This window comes from Leucogemmata humicola, from assembly GCF_055379415.1.
On the sequence record NZ_AP040875.1, the window covers coordinates 4636309 to 4649325 of the forward strand.

Below are 13017 nucleotides of genomic sequence, written 5' to 3' on the forward strand. Positions count from 1 at the left end.
GGTCATGTCATCCTTCGCAACGTATCTGATCGGTTTTTTCATCCTGATTGGCGGGCTCGCGCTCGCCGCGTACCTGTTGAACGCTCCGGCGATGTGGATCGGTGTGGGCGTCATCGTCCTGCTCGGGTTCGGTGTCCTGAGCGCCACGCGTCGCACCAAAATGCGTGATCCGTCGGAGGCCGCGCCAACGGCCGGACGGCAACCGCCGTCGTCCCCGAACGCGTAGTCATGATGCCCGGGAGTCGGCGGTGACGAGCCGCCGGATTCCCGTGACCAACCGCCATTTCGCGTCGGCGAGGCGGCCTCGGCGGCCCAAATTGCCCGGTTTTGACGAAAATCAGTCACACTGACCGAACCATCCCTCCCGGTTCGGTCGATGAGAAGTAACCCCTAAAACTCTGACAGAGCAACGACATAGCATCGTTCCGTCGAGCGCATCCGCGGGGGTCGCGTAACTCTCTGTTGACGCTTTTCTAACCCACCATTATCCTGCGCGTCCCTGCTTTTAGCTCTACATCGCGCGAGCGGATGTACGCTCGCTCCACTAACCGGCTTTTTTCGGGAAGGAGCGTGTATGGAGCAAGTGACCGAGACCAGATCGTCGAAGGGCTACTTCCGATCGTCTCCGTCTACCGCATTCGATCAGTATTTACAGGACATTCAAAAGCTTCCTCTGATCGATGAGCCCGAAGAAGAAAGACGCCTAGCCCGCCGGGCGCAGAAGGGTGACGAAAAAGCAGCTGAGCGGTTGGTAACCGCGAATCTTCGCTTCGTCATCTCCTACGTCAAAAAATATCAGGGCCACGGACTCGACCTGAGCGAACTCGTCGCGATTGGGAATGAGGGCCTCCTGAAAGCAGTCCGGAAGTTCGATCCGGATCAGGGCGTCAAGTTCATTTCATACGCGGTATGGTGGGTTCGACAGGCCGTGCTCAAAGCACTCGCCGAGCAAACACGCTCCGTCCGAATTCCGCTCAACCAAAACTCGCAGCTCATTCGTCTCGCTCGTGCCGAGACGATTCTCGCCCAGGTTCTCAAGCGAGATCCCACCGAAGACGAAGTCAGTCGCCTGCTCGAAGAGACGCCGGAAGTTGTCCGCGCCGCGAAGCAGATGTCGGCCACTGAAGTCTCGCTCGACGCTCCAATTGATCGGTCCGATCGCGAGGCATCCACGTTGGGCGAGCGTTTCGCCGGCGTAGACGGCACCGAGATCGAAGAGGTTACCGACTACAAGTTGATGCGCGAGTTCATCGACCGCGTGTTCAAGAAGTACCTCACCCCGCGCGAGCGCAAAATCCTCTATCTGTACTACGGACTCGAGGAAGGCTCCGAGGCAATGACGCTCGAAAAGATCGGCGCGCTCATGGGAGTTACCCGCGAACGTATTCGCCAGATCCGCGAACGGGCCTTCGAAAAGCTTCGTGAATCGCCAGACGGAAAGGCGCTCTGCGGCTTCTGGGCGGCGTAAGCCAAGGCGCTAGGCACTAGTCGCTAGAGAATCGGAAGAGCGGCCGCGGAAACGCGGCCGCTTTTCTATTTGCTGCGCATGGGTGCGGCTCGACTACTTACGCTTCACGTCTCGCCGCACGCAAAGCGCCGCACGCCGAACGCGCCCCCAGTTTCTCTCGCGCCCGCTTGGTCGTCCCAGATTCGTGTCACCTCGCGACGAAACTCGAAGACGGCGCACGATCGCCGTAGTTGGTGCTGCCTGGGTCGCAATGGCCCTGTTGGTCGGCATCGCCGTGCACGTCACCAGCCTTCGGTCGCTCACGATCGACCAAACCGAGCGCCGGTTCGGGATGATCGCCGCCAACGCGGCGCGTATGGTCGACCTCTGGATCGCCGAGCAGGACGGCGACGCACGATCGATCGCGGAGATCGTCGGCGTCCACGGCAGCGATTCAACGAACCTGGCCCCTGCGATTGCCGGACGCATTCTGCGACTCGAGATGGAGTCGCTTCGACGCCGCGGTGGCTACCCAGGTATCTGGCTCGTCAACACCGACGGTCGCATTCTCGGCTCGGCGGGTGGGCTGACAATCAGTTCGTCAGAGGCCAACGCGGCCGAGGCAGCGATGTCTACGCGCGCACGGTCACTGGGGATCCCTGAACAGCGCGACAGCACGACCACCATCGGCGTCGCGACACCAATCATCATCGACGCTGCCGGCACGCCGCAGGTACAGGCGGCCGTAGTTTTTCGCGCCGACCTCAATCGCGCGTTCTCACCGGTCACGCCCACGGTTCGCCCGGCTGCCGTGCCAGTGATCGTGGTACCAGCAGGCACCAAGCTGCTCGGTATCTCGCTCTGCGCCAAGCCAGCGGTCATGGTGTGCATCGCTCCGGTGACGGATACGCTCGCACGACGCGCGCTGGCCACCACCGTCGAAAGCTTTGCAGCGGTCGATCTGCCCGATGGCGTACGCGTTTTTGCCGCAACGCATCGCGCGAAGTCGCTCCCGTGGTCGGTGTACTACGCCGTTGACGAGAGCGTGCAATTCGCGCCCGTGCGCGAGCGTCTCCGGTTCGAAGCGTTGCTGCTCGCCGGCGTGCTGCTCGTCGTCGGTCTCGTGCTGTATGCCTACAACCGGTCGGTGAACCTCCGACGTGTCACCGAGCGCGCACAGACAGAAGCGCGCTTCTCCGCGATCGTCAACACGGCGATGGATGCAATCATCATCGTCAGCGATGCGTACAAGATCGCGGTGCTCAACAGCGCAGCGGAACGAATGTTCGGGTATCCCGCGAGCGAGGCGATTGGCCGGTCCGTGCTGGAGTTGATTCCCGGCGCCGCCAACGGTGAGTTGCGACGCACGCTCGAACACACGCTGCACGCCAGCGGAGAACACTCGGCGCGAGTTCTCTCCAACGAACGCTATGCTGCCGGCCGTCGTCGCGATGCATCGACGTTCCCGATGGACCTGAGCGTTTCGCGAACGCAGATGGACGGACGTGCATTCCTCACCGTCGTCATTCGAGACGTCACGGACTGGAAGCGTGCGGAGGAAACGTCGGAATGGCAGCGTCGCGTGCTCGAGGCGATTGCGACGGGCGTCGAGCTTCCCGATGTTCTCGCGGCGATCGCGCGCTTTCACGAAACGCAGTGCCCTGGTCTCGACTGCGCCATCCATCTCATCAACGATGACGGACTGACGCTCGGCGTCGCGTGCGCGCCTTCGATGCCAGCAGCATTCATCGCCGGCATGGACGACATCGTCGTTGGTCCGGGGGCGGCAACGTGTGGTGCGGCGGCCTATCGCCGCGAGCAGATAATCACCGAGGACATCACGACCGATGACCTGTGGAACGACCATCGCGCGCTCGCTGAAGCGCACGGGTATCGGTCGTCCTGGGCAACGCCGATTCGCTCACCACAAGGTCGTCTGCTCGGCGCGCTCGCGCTGTACGGACGCGAGGTCCACACGGCAACTGATCACGCGCTACGCGTCACTGCGTCGGCAACACAGCTCTCCGGCATCGCCGTTGACCGCGCACATGCGGCCGAATCGCTGCGTCAATCAGAGGCGAGCTTCCGGTCGTTCGTCGAGAATTCTCCAATCGGCATCTACCGCGCAACGAGCTCGGGGCGACTGCTCGCCGTGAACGCGTCGCTCGTTCAGCTGCTCGGCTATGAGTCGCCGGTAGAGCTGCTGCAGGTGGATTTGCCGCGCGGGATCTTCGTGTCGGCGATCGATCGCGATCGTCTGTTGCATCAGCTCGAGACGAAGGGCGAGCTGCGGAGCTATGAAACAGAGTGGCGCCGCAAAGACGGCGCGACTGTCACGGTGCGCATTAGTGCGCGCGCCTATCGTGACGAACGAGGTTCGCTCTGGTTCTCGGAAGGTTTCGTCGAAAACGTGTCGCCACTGCGTGCGGCCGAGCAGGCGTTGCGGCAGTCCGAGAAGCTTGCTGCGTTGGGACAGCTCGTGTCGGGCGTCGCGCACGAACTGAACAACCCGCTCGCCGCGATCCTCCACTTCGCGGAGGACCTCCTCGACGACGAGCGCACAACGGCCGACCTCGAGGCGCTGTCGGTGATTCGCGATCAGGCGCGACGGTCGCGCTCGATCGTGCGCGATCTGTCGTCGTTCGTTCGTTCTCGAGACTATTCACGCGAACGCGTGCGGCTCACTGACGCGCTCGCGACGAGTGTGCGCGCGCTGCAGCCAACTGTCGACGATCTCGGAGCGCGACTCATCGTCGACCTTCCGACGAGTGAAGTCGTTGGCACGACCGATCGCGCCGGTCTTCAGCAGATCGTAACGAACCTGGTCGTGAACGCGGCGCAAGCGTCGGGACACGGTGGCGCGGTGAGCCTTCGAGCAATGATCTCGAATCACGATCTCACGATCGTGGTCGAAGACTCGGGGCCGGGAATTCCACCGACGGCCATGGATCGAATTTTTGAGCCGTTCTTCACTACCAAGCCGCTCGGCGAAGGCACTGGGTTGGGTCTCTCTGTGACGCTTGGCATCGTGCAACACCTGGGTGGCCAGATCGCCGCCGAGAATCGTGCAGTGGGCGACAAAGGCAGCGTGGGCGTCGGCGGGGGTGCACGCTTCACCGTCACGCTGCCCATCGACGTCGAGGTGGCCGCGGGGATCGACGAAACCGTGGACGCTGGCGCCTCAGCGAACAACGCGGCGGCGACAGCCGGTCCGGCTCCTCGCGTGCTGATCATCGACGACGAACCGTCGATTCGTGCGGCGCTGCGACGGTTCTTCACGCGGCGCGGCTGGCAGGTCGACGAGGCCGAGGATGGGTCGGAGGGTCTGTTGGCGTTGCTCGCCACCCGCTTCGAGTACACCGTGGTCATCTCGGATCTCAAGATGCCTGGGTGCTCAGGCGTCGAGCTTCACGATCACATCGCGGCGGTTGCGCCCGAATTGCTCGACCGCATCGTGTTCTCAACGGGTGACGTCGCCTCGCGCGACGCCGCGGCGTTCGTCCAGCGCACTCGCTGCACAGTGGTTCAAAAGCCGTTCGAGCTTCGCGCGCTGGAGAGCATCGTGACGCAAATGCGGCAGATGGCCACGGCCTGAGCCTGCGGGTGTAGCACGGCGCGGAGCGGTACGGTTCTTGTCCACTCCGCCAGCATGATCATCGATAGTCCACCCGCTTTGATACCAGCGTTCATCAATCCGCTGGCCGGGAACGCCGCCGCCGCCCGCGAGGCACTTCGGGCCGCCGGCCGTTTCGAGATTCGCGAAGTTGCGCCGGAGTCGCTCGCCAAGCGCGTTCGCGCGGCGGCCAAGGAAGGCGCGACGAGAATCCTCGTTGCTGGCGGCGACGGCTCGATCGGCGCCGCGGCGGGGGCGCTGCTCGGATCGAGGGTAGAGCTGGCCATTCTGCCGTCTGGCACCCTCAACCACTTCGCGAAAGATCTGTCGATCCCGCTCGAGCTTCACGACGCGGCGCGCGTTGCCCTCGAGGGACAGGCGATGGCCGTGGACACTGCCTCAGTGAACGACCGCGTCTTTCTCAACACGAGTTCGGTGGGCGCCTACGTGACATTCGTGCGCGCCCGAGAAAGACTGGAATCCCGCATTGGTTATCACGCGGCGTCGATGATTGCCGGATCTCGGTTGCTATTCCGGCTGCCGGTCTTTCGGATCAGCCTCCTGCTTCAGAGCACCTGGCGCGAATATTTGACTCCGCTGGTGTTCATCGGCGTGAACGAGCGCGAGCTCCGCATCCCGACGATTGGCGCTCGGATACCGCATGGAAAGACTGGCCTGCACGTCATGGTCGTTCGTCAGCGGTCGGGAGCACGCGCGGTCGCGCTCGCACTCGCGGCGGCGGCGAGAGGCGTGCACGCCGTCTCGAAAACGCCGGCGATGGACACCTTCCTCGTCGATTCGGTCCGCATCGAGCCGCGCATGCACGTCGCGGCAATCGACGGTGAGCTCGTGAGTGTCGCGCCGCCGCTCGAGTACCGACACGTTCCGGGGAGCCTGCGCGTCGTCGTGGCCGACAGATGACACCACAAATGACTCGGCATTCTGGGTAGCACCGCTCCCTCAGAGGTTCGATGGGACGTAACTTTCGGGTGTGTCCCTCCCCGCCTCTGCCGCCCCCGCGCCGCTCGCGCAGATCGATCAGCAGCTCATTGATCGTCTTGTAGAAATCGTCGGCGCGCGTCGTGTTCTACATCAGCCAAGCGAGCTGCTGACCTACACGGCCGACGCGCTGCCCTCGTACCACAAGAAGCCATCGCTCGCGGTCTTTCCCGGAACTCGCGATGAGCTCGTCGCGGTGATTCGAGAACTCGCACGTCGCGATCTGCCGTTCGTTCCCCGCGGGTCGGGGACCGGGCTGTCTGGCGGCGCACTCGCGGACGATGCCGTGCTGGTCGGACTGAATCGGCTCAACCGCGTTCTCTCGATCGATGCGGAGAACATGCTGGCCACGGTGGAGCCGGGTGTGGTGAACGTCGCGTTGACGCGCGCTGTCGCCGCTCACGGGCTGCACTACGCACCAGATCCGTCGAGTCAGGCAGCGTGTACGATCGGCGGAAATGTCGCGGAGAATGCTGGCGGCCCGCACTGCCTCAAGTACGGCGTCACGACGAACCACATCGTCGCGCTCACCGTGCTTCTACCAAACGGCGAGATCGTGAAGCTCGGCCGCGCCGATGGCGAGAACGACGGTTACGATCTCGTGGGTGCGTTCGTTGGGTCTGAAGGCTGCTTTGGAATCGCCCTCGACATCACGGTTCGGTTGTCGCGAAATCCCGAAGCGATTCGCACGCTCCTCGCCGATTTCATGACGCTCGATGCCGCTGCGCGTGCCGTGACCGCGATCGTCGCCACTGGCATCATTCCGGCCGCGCTGGAGATGATCGATCAGGCGACGATTCGCGCAGTGGAATCGTCGATCTATGCTGCAGGCTATCCGACTGATGCCGCCGCGGCATTGTTGATCGAAGTCGACGGTGCGATTGGCGGCCTCGAGGTGGACGTCGCAACCATCGAGGCCCTATGCAAGGCAAACGAAGCGCGAACGGTTCGCGTGGCGCGCGACGACGTCGAGCGTACGCGCCTCTGGCAGGGTCGTAAGAAAGCGTTCGGCGCGATGGGCCGCGTCTCGTCGCACCTCGTCGTGCAGGATGCAGTGGTGCCGAGAACCAAGCTGCCGGAAGTGCTCGCGCACATTCATCGCATTGGGAAGTCCAATCGCGTGAACGTGTGCAACGTCTTTCACGCGGGCGACGGCAATCTCCATCCGAACATCACGTACAATGCGTCGGATGCCGATGAAACGGAGCGCGTCCACACGGCGATGAGCGAGATCATGACCGTGTGCGTCGAGGCGGGTGGAACGATCACCGGCGAGCATGGCGTTGGACTCGACAAAGTGCCGTACATGGAACTCATCTTCTCGCCAGACTCGCTCGCGACGATGTGCGCTCTTCGCGAGGTCTTCGACCCCAAGCGACGTTCGAATCCGGGCAAGGTTGTTCCGATGCATTCCTGTCGTGAGTGGCACGCCGTTCCAGCCGCACGTCGCGGCGGAGCGCGCGAATGACGACAGCTGTCGCCGAAGGCGTCGAAGCGATTCGGGAGCGCGTGCGTGAAGCGGCGCAGCGCGGAACGGCAGTGCGCATTGCCGGGCGCGGTACGTGGCTCGATGCCGGTCGCCCGGTTGCGGCGACGGACACGATTTCGACGCGTGAGTATTCTGGCATCAGCGAATACGTACCGGGCGATCTCGTGTTGACGGCTCGCGCCGGCACCACGCTCGGAGAGATTCGCGACGCCGCGGCCGCTCATGGGCAGTGGCTGGCACTCAACCCGTACGGCACCAACGAGGGCACGATCGGCGCAACGATTGCCACCGGCGCCGCCGGTCCGCTCTCGAGCTTCTTCGGACGGGCGCGCGATCTCGTATTGGGCGTCCAGTTCGTAACTGGCGACGGGGTCGTGGCGAGCGGCGGCGGGCGTGTCGTGAAGAACGTCGCTGGCTTCGACCTCACCCGACTCATCACCGGGTCATGGGGCACACTGGGCGTCGTCACCGAAGTGACGATGCGCCTACACTCACGACCCGAGGCCGACGAATCGTTTGTCGTGCTGCTCGGAGCGAGTGGAGGAGTTGAGCGTGTACGCCGACTCCTCCGCCAACTTCCGTTCGCGCCGTATTCGTGTGAAGTCGTGAACCCGGCGCTCGCCGAGCGACTCGTTGGCGTCAACGAAACAGCGGTACTCGTGCGGATTGGCGGCAACCGTGAGGCCGTACGCGCACAGCGAACGGCGTTCGCCGAACTCGGCGACGCTCGCGACATCGATGCTCGCGTTTGGGATGAACTGCGCGCGGTCGAACCGCAGCAGGCGATCGTCTTCCGCCTCTCGCAACTGCCGTCGCAGATCGAGCGTGTGTGGGCCGAAGCAAGTGCGATTGCGTCGCGGTGCCCGGGCACGCTACTGCACGCGAATACGGCGCGCGGAATCGTGCGCTGCGTCATTCCGGCGACCAGTCCAGATGCAGTGCGTTGCGTCGCCGAGGCGTTCGCGCGGCCAACAGATACGATTCGACTTGGAGAGCGACTGCCGATGGACCTGTGGGCGAGCGTTTCACCCGTCGCTGGCGGCGGAGAGCTTCCGGCGCGCATCAAGCAGCGCTTCGATCCAAGCGGCGTGCTGAATCGCGGCATTCTTGGCGGTGCGGCATGAGCAGCCCCACTGTTGTGCCGGCCGAGTGTGCACTCCCTGGGAGTCCGTTGGCGAAGGAGCGCGGCGGCATCGATGCGTGCGTTCACTGCGGCTTCTGTTTGCAGGCGTGTCCAACGTATCTGACGCTCGAAGACGAGAACGACAGTCCGCGCGGGCGCATCGTGCTCATGCGATCGCTGCTCGAGGGGACTCTCGAGCCCGAGAACAAGAGCGTCGAGACACACATTGCGCAGTGTCTTGGCTGTCGCGCGTGTGAGACCGTGTGCCCGTCGGGCGTGCCATATGGACACTTGCTCGAAGCCACGCGTGCGACGCTGGCTGAGCATCGGCCGATTCCCGCGATCGCGCGCGTCATCCTCGGCGTGTTTCAGCATCCGTGGCTCATGCGCATGGCAATGGCTGGCGGTCGCGTGATGCGCGCTACGGGAGTTGCTCGCGCGTTGTCGAAGCTTCCGGGGCGCGCAGGTTTTGCGATGGCGATGGTTGCGTCGACGTCGCGCGATCGCGGACGGACGGCCGCCGTCCCGGCGTCGAACGGCTCGCGTGGCAGCGTTGCGCTACTTACGGGCTGCGTCATGGAGGGATTGTTCGCGCCAGCCAACCGCGCGACCGAGCGCGTGCTGCTCGTCAATGACTATTCTCTAACTGACGCTCCGAAGCAGCGCTGCTGCGGCGCGCTGCACGCCCATGCTGGTGATGCAGAGGGCGCGCGCAAGCTCGCGAAGGCGAACATCGCGGCGTTCGAGCAGGCCGATGCCAAGCACATCTGCGTAAACGCCGCCGGTTGCGGCGCGATGATGAAGGAATATCCCCATCTTCTTTCCGACGAACCCGAGTGGCACGAACGCGCCATGCGAGTCTCGGCAAAGGTGCGCGACGTGAGCGAACTGCTGTCGGCCGCGGGACCAAAGCGCGGCGGCGACGTGTCGCGACGCGTCGCCTATGACGCGCCCTGTCACTTGATGCATGCGCAGCGTGTGACCGTCCCGCCGCTCGATGTACTTCGCGCGATCCCATCGCTCGAGATGGTGCCGCTCACGGAGAGCGACGTGTGCTGCGGCAGCGCCGGGATCTACAACCTCGTCGAGCCAGACACGTCGGACGTGGTGCTCGAGCGGAAGTTGTCGCACATCGCCGCGGCGCGTGCTGACGTGATCGCCACGGGTAATCCGGGGTGCCTCATGCAAATCGGTGCCGGTCTGGTGCGTGCTGGTTCGACAACGCGCACCGTGCATCCAGTCGAACTCCTCGACGAGAGCTACGCGAAGGGCGTGGCCCGCCCGTAGGCCGATCGCCCCGTGGCGCGCGTCTCCACGCAGGGTTTATTTACAATTCATGGTCGACGTCGTTCTGCTCGAGCTGGAGGGTGTCGTCTTCGACACGCGCGAAATTCGCGAAGCTAGCGTCCGCGAGGCAATGGCTGTCCTCGGTCTCGCCGATGCGTCGGAGGTCGACGACGTCCTCGCCGACCTCGTGGAGCTGCGCGCCGCGCGCGCCTTCGCAACGCATGTGGCAACACGCGGTTTGGCCATGCAGCCTGGAGCGCGCGCGCTGATCGACGAAGCGGTCGTGACTGCCAGAGTCGCCGCGGTGACGCGGGCTAGCCGATCGGAAGCTGACGCAATGCTTCGTCTCGCCGGTCTCGAGAACGCATTCACCGTCACGGTATGCGCCGACGACGCGCTCGCTGGAAAACCGTCGGCAGCCGGCTACAACCTGGCGCTCGACCGACTCGGACGGCAGCGACCAGTAGCGCAAGGCGGCGTCCTCGCGCTCGAGGATTCTGCCGCCGGCATCCGCGCCGCAAGATCCGCTGGCGCGCGATGCGTGGTCGTTGGCGCGGTGGCTGCGCACGTCGCGATGGAGGCCGACGCGTACGTCGATTCGCTCGAAGGACACACGGTCGCATCGCTCGATCGGCTGTCTCGCCCTGGCGTGGAGCGCGTTCAGTGACGACACCGAACATCGTGCCGCAGCATCGTGCACCAACTCAGGACATTGCCGGCCAAGATGTGGTCCTGTCGTACGCGAATGTTCGCGCCGAATACGACGCGCTGCGATCGTCGGCGATCGTCGTCGATCGCAGCCATCGCGGTCGTTTGCGCTTCATCGGTGAAAAGTCTGGCGAAGCGCTGACGGGACTCGTCACCAACGACGTGCTATCGATTGCGCCCGGACAGGGCCAATACGGCGCGGCGCTCACGTCGAAAGGACGAATCGTGGCGGACCTGCGCGTCTACGCGCTGCCCGGGTCCTTTCTCGTCGACACGTCGGCGCGCGCGTGGCCGGGGTGGTTCTCGATGGTTAAGAAGTACGTCAATCCGCGTGTCTCCGGCTATCGCGACGAATCGCACGCGATTCGGAACATCGGCGTCTTCGGGCCGAACGCGCAGCGTATCGTCGCCGCGGTGTCGGGGATCGATCAGACCACCCTATCGGAGCTGACGCCTTTCGGACACGTGACCACAACGCGCGACGGAGTGTCGATCACGATTGCGCGCGCGGTGGATCTCGGCGGCGACGGCTTCGATCTCTTCGTGCCATTCGAGATCTTTGATCGCGTGTGGCAGGACACGGTAGCCGTCGGCGCAACACCCGCCGGACTCGGCGCGTGGGAAATCGCGCGTGTCGAGGCAGGACGGCCCGAGTGGGGCATCGACATCGATGACTCGACGATTCCGCAGGAAGCGAACTTCGACGACTTCGACGCGATCTCGTACACGAAAGGCTGCTACATCGGCCAGGAAGTGGTCGCGCGCGTACACTTCCGCGGGCACGTGAACCGACATCTCCGCGGCATTCGAACGCCGGGGAGCGAAGCGCCACCAACCGGCGCGCAGCTCATTGACGACGCCGGCAATCACGTAGGCGAAGTACGCAGTTCGGTCGCGTCGCCGAGGCTGGGCGGAATCGCGATCGGAATGGTGCGCCGCGAGATCAATCCCGGCGATCGGTTGAACGCGAAGTGGGAGAGTGGCGAGCAGCGCGTCGACGTCGCGGTGCTTCCCTTCGCACCCTAGATGCCCAGCGCGCTCGTCACCGGCGCGACTGGACTCGTTGGTTCGCACATCGTCGATCGGTTGCTCGCGGATGGATGGACCGTTCGTGCCTTGGTGCGACAACCGTCCGCCGAACTTGCCGCGCGCGGCGTAGAAAATGTGCACGGCGACATCCTCAGTGAGGATGCGTTCCGGCGCGCGGCTCGCGGGTGTGAGACGATTTTTCACACGGCAGCGGCAGTCACCGTGAGCGGCGGATGGGAGGCATTCCGCAGACCGAACGTAGACGGCACGCGCAACGCGATCGCGGCGGCTGAATATTCTGGCGCGCGACTGCTGCAACTGAGCAGCGTGGCGGTGTACCACGCGCGTTACGCGGATCCCTCACGTAAGGTCGACGAGGAAACGTCGCTTGGACCACTGCCCGCGGCGGCGTACTACGCGCGATCGAAGCGCGAGTCCGAGGATCTCGTCATGGAAGCACACGCCAGGGGACGGATCTGGGCGACGGCCGTTCGCCCCGACGTGATCTACGGAACTCGCGACAGACAGTTCGTTCCGAGAATTGCGAGATTGCTAAAGTCCGGATTTGCGCCGGTCATTGGGGGCGGGCATTCGATCCTGGCCATCGTGCACGCGGCAAACGTCGCGGATGGAGCGATCTTGGCCGCCGCAAATGGCAACGCGGGCGGACGCGCCTACAATCTCGCGAACGACTTCGATGTCAGCGTGAGAGAATTCTATCGACTGGCCGGCGAAGGGCTCGGTCGCAGGATTCGGCTCGTGCCGGTGCCGTATGGCATTGCGCGCGGCGTATTTGGCGCGGCACTCGCGGCGGCAAAGCTGGTCGCCGGCGGACGCGTGAGCGTCATCAACACGGATTCAATTTCGATGGTGACGGAGGACAACCCGTTCAGCTCCGCGCGCGCGCGACGAGAGCTTGGATGGTCACCGAAGGTGCGGCCGAGCGAGAGCGTTCCCGAAGCATTTCGCTGGTGGCGCGAACATCGTTCGTAGCGATGTCGTGAAAAGGAAAAGGGCGCGACCATTGGTCGCGCCCTTTGTAACCCAAGACTCGAACGATTACGGCTTCTTCGGAGCGGCCTTCGTCGTGTCCATCTTGTGGGTCGTGTCCATCTTCATGCCGGTATCAGGCGCAGCGGCCGGCGCGGGCGCAGGGGCCATCGCTGGGGTCGCCGTATCCTTGGCGGCGCTTTCAGACTTGGAGCAAGCGGTGAGTGCGAAAACAGCGGCGACGAAAGCCAGGCGCTTCATGACATTCTCCTGAAGAGTAGGTCGAGGGATTTTCACGCGTGGTTCGTGCACGCGATCTCGGGAACTTGGGG

At 64.1% G+C, this 13017-nt stretch carries 11 protein-coding genes; 10 read left to right on the top strand and 1 reads right to left on the bottom strand.

Going from position 1 to position 13017, the window contains the following annotated elements; all coding sequences use genetic code 11:
• Window positions 1–4 precede the first annotated feature (4 nt).
• The 10 genes from AC6H4Z_RS19865 to AC6H4Z_RS19910 all read left to right on the top strand — a co-directional run bounded on the left by AC6H4Z_RS19865 (window position 5) and on the right by AC6H4Z_RS19910 (window position 12688).
• A complete protein-coding gene (locus AC6H4Z_RS19865) occupies window positions 5–226 on the top strand; it encodes a hypothetical protein (protein WP_497543700.1) in 222 nt (73 codons plus the stop codon).
• Between the two features lie 357 nt (window positions 227–583).
• Window positions 584–1468, top strand: a complete 885-nt coding sequence (locus AC6H4Z_RS19870; protein WP_497543701.1) for a sigma-70 family RNA polymerase sigma factor — start codon at window positions 584–586, stop codon at window positions 1466–1468.
• Window positions 1469–1718: 250 nt separating this feature from the next.
• Window positions 1719–5042 carry a PAS domain S-box protein gene (locus AC6H4Z_RS19875; protein WP_497543702.1) on the top strand — a complete coding sequence of 1108 codons (3324 nt, stop codon included), beginning with the start codon at window positions 1719–1721 and terminating at the stop codon, window positions 5040–5042.
• A gap of 54 nt (window positions 5043–5096) precedes the next feature.
• Window positions 5097–5981: a diacylglycerol/lipid kinase family protein gene (locus AC6H4Z_RS19880; RefSeq protein WP_497543703.1), complete on the top strand. Its 885-nt coding sequence runs from the start codon at window positions 5097–5099 to the stop codon at window positions 5979–5981.
• A gap of 70 nt (window positions 5982–6051) precedes the next feature.
• Window positions 6052–7527 (top strand): FAD-binding oxidoreductase, encoded by a 1476-nt coding sequence (locus tag AC6H4Z_RS19885; RefSeq protein WP_497543704.1) that lies wholly within the window; start codon window positions 6052–6054, stop codon window positions 7525–7527.
• A complete protein-coding gene (locus AC6H4Z_RS19890) occupies window positions 7524–8672 on the top strand; it encodes an FAD-binding protein (RefSeq protein ID WP_497543705.1) in 1149 nt (382 codons plus the stop codon). Before AC6H4Z_RS19885 ends, AC6H4Z_RS19890 begins: the two co-directional genes overlap by 4 nt.
• Window positions 8669–9958, top strand: a complete 1290-nt coding sequence (locus AC6H4Z_RS19895; RefSeq protein WP_497543706.1) for a (Fe-S)-binding protein — start codon at window positions 8669–8671, stop codon at window positions 9956–9958. Before AC6H4Z_RS19890 ends, AC6H4Z_RS19895 begins: the two co-directional genes overlap by 4 nt.
• 49 nt (window positions 9959–10007) lie before the next feature.
• Complete coding sequence (locus AC6H4Z_RS19900) at window positions 10008–10625, top strand: HAD-IA family hydrolase (RefSeq protein WP_497543707.1); 618 nt, start codon at window positions 10008–10010, stop codon at window positions 10623–10625.
• Window positions 10622–11692: a CAF17-like 4Fe-4S cluster assembly/insertion protein YgfZ gene (gene ygfZ / locus AC6H4Z_RS19905; protein WP_497543708.1), complete on the top strand. Its 1071-nt coding sequence runs from the start codon at window positions 10622–10624 to the stop codon at window positions 11690–11692. The genes AC6H4Z_RS19900 and ygfZ overlap by 4 nt, the downstream gene beginning before the upstream one ends.
• Entirely contained in the window at window positions 11693–12688 is a 996-nt protein-coding gene (locus tag AC6H4Z_RS19910) for an NAD-dependent epimerase/dehydratase family protein (RefSeq protein WP_497543709.1), read from the top strand. It begins immediately after the preceding gene.
• Window positions 12689–12754: 66 nt separating this feature from the next.
• On the opposite strand, the gene AC6H4Z_RS19915 is transcribed toward AC6H4Z_RS19910, so the two are convergent.
• Entirely contained in the window at window positions 12755–12946 is a 192-nt protein-coding gene (locus AC6H4Z_RS19915) for a hypothetical protein (RefSeq protein ID WP_497543710.1), read from the bottom strand.
• Between the last annotated feature and the right edge of the window lie 71 nt (window positions 12947–13017).

Bases quoted from the DNA above. Each gene is read 5' to 3' on its own strand.
- AC6H4Z_RS19865 (WP_497543700.1), top strand. From the start codon at position 5: ATGTCATCCTTCGCAACGTATCTGATCGGTTTTTTCATCCTGATTGGC.
- AC6H4Z_RS19875 (WP_497543702.1), top strand. From the start codon at position 1,719: ATGGCCCTGTTGGTCGGCATCGCCGTGCACGTCACCAGCCTTCGGTCG.
- AC6H4Z_RS19880 (WP_497543703.1), top strand. From the start codon at position 5,097: ATGATCATCGATAGTCCACCCGCTTTGATACCAGCGTTCATCAATCCG.
- AC6H4Z_RS19890 (WP_497543705.1), top strand. From the start codon at position 7,524: ATGACGACAGCTGTCGCCGAAGGCGTCGAAGCGATTCGGGAGCGCGTG.
- AC6H4Z_RS19895 (WP_497543706.1), top strand. From the start codon at position 8,669: ATGAGCAGCCCCACTGTTGTGCCGGCCGAGTGTGCACTCCCTGGGAGT.
- AC6H4Z_RS19900 (WP_497543707.1), top strand. From the start codon at position 10,008: ATGGTCGACGTCGTTCTGCTCGAGCTGGAGGGTGTCGTCTTCGACACG.
- AC6H4Z_RS19910 (WP_497543709.1), top strand. From the start codon at position 11,693: ATGCCCAGCGCGCTCGTCACCGGCGCGACTGGACTCGTTGGTTCGCAC.
- AC6H4Z_RS19915 (WP_497543710.1), bottom strand. From the start codon at position 12,946: ATGAAGCGCCTGGCTTTCGTCGCCGCTGTTTTCGCACTCACCGCTTGC.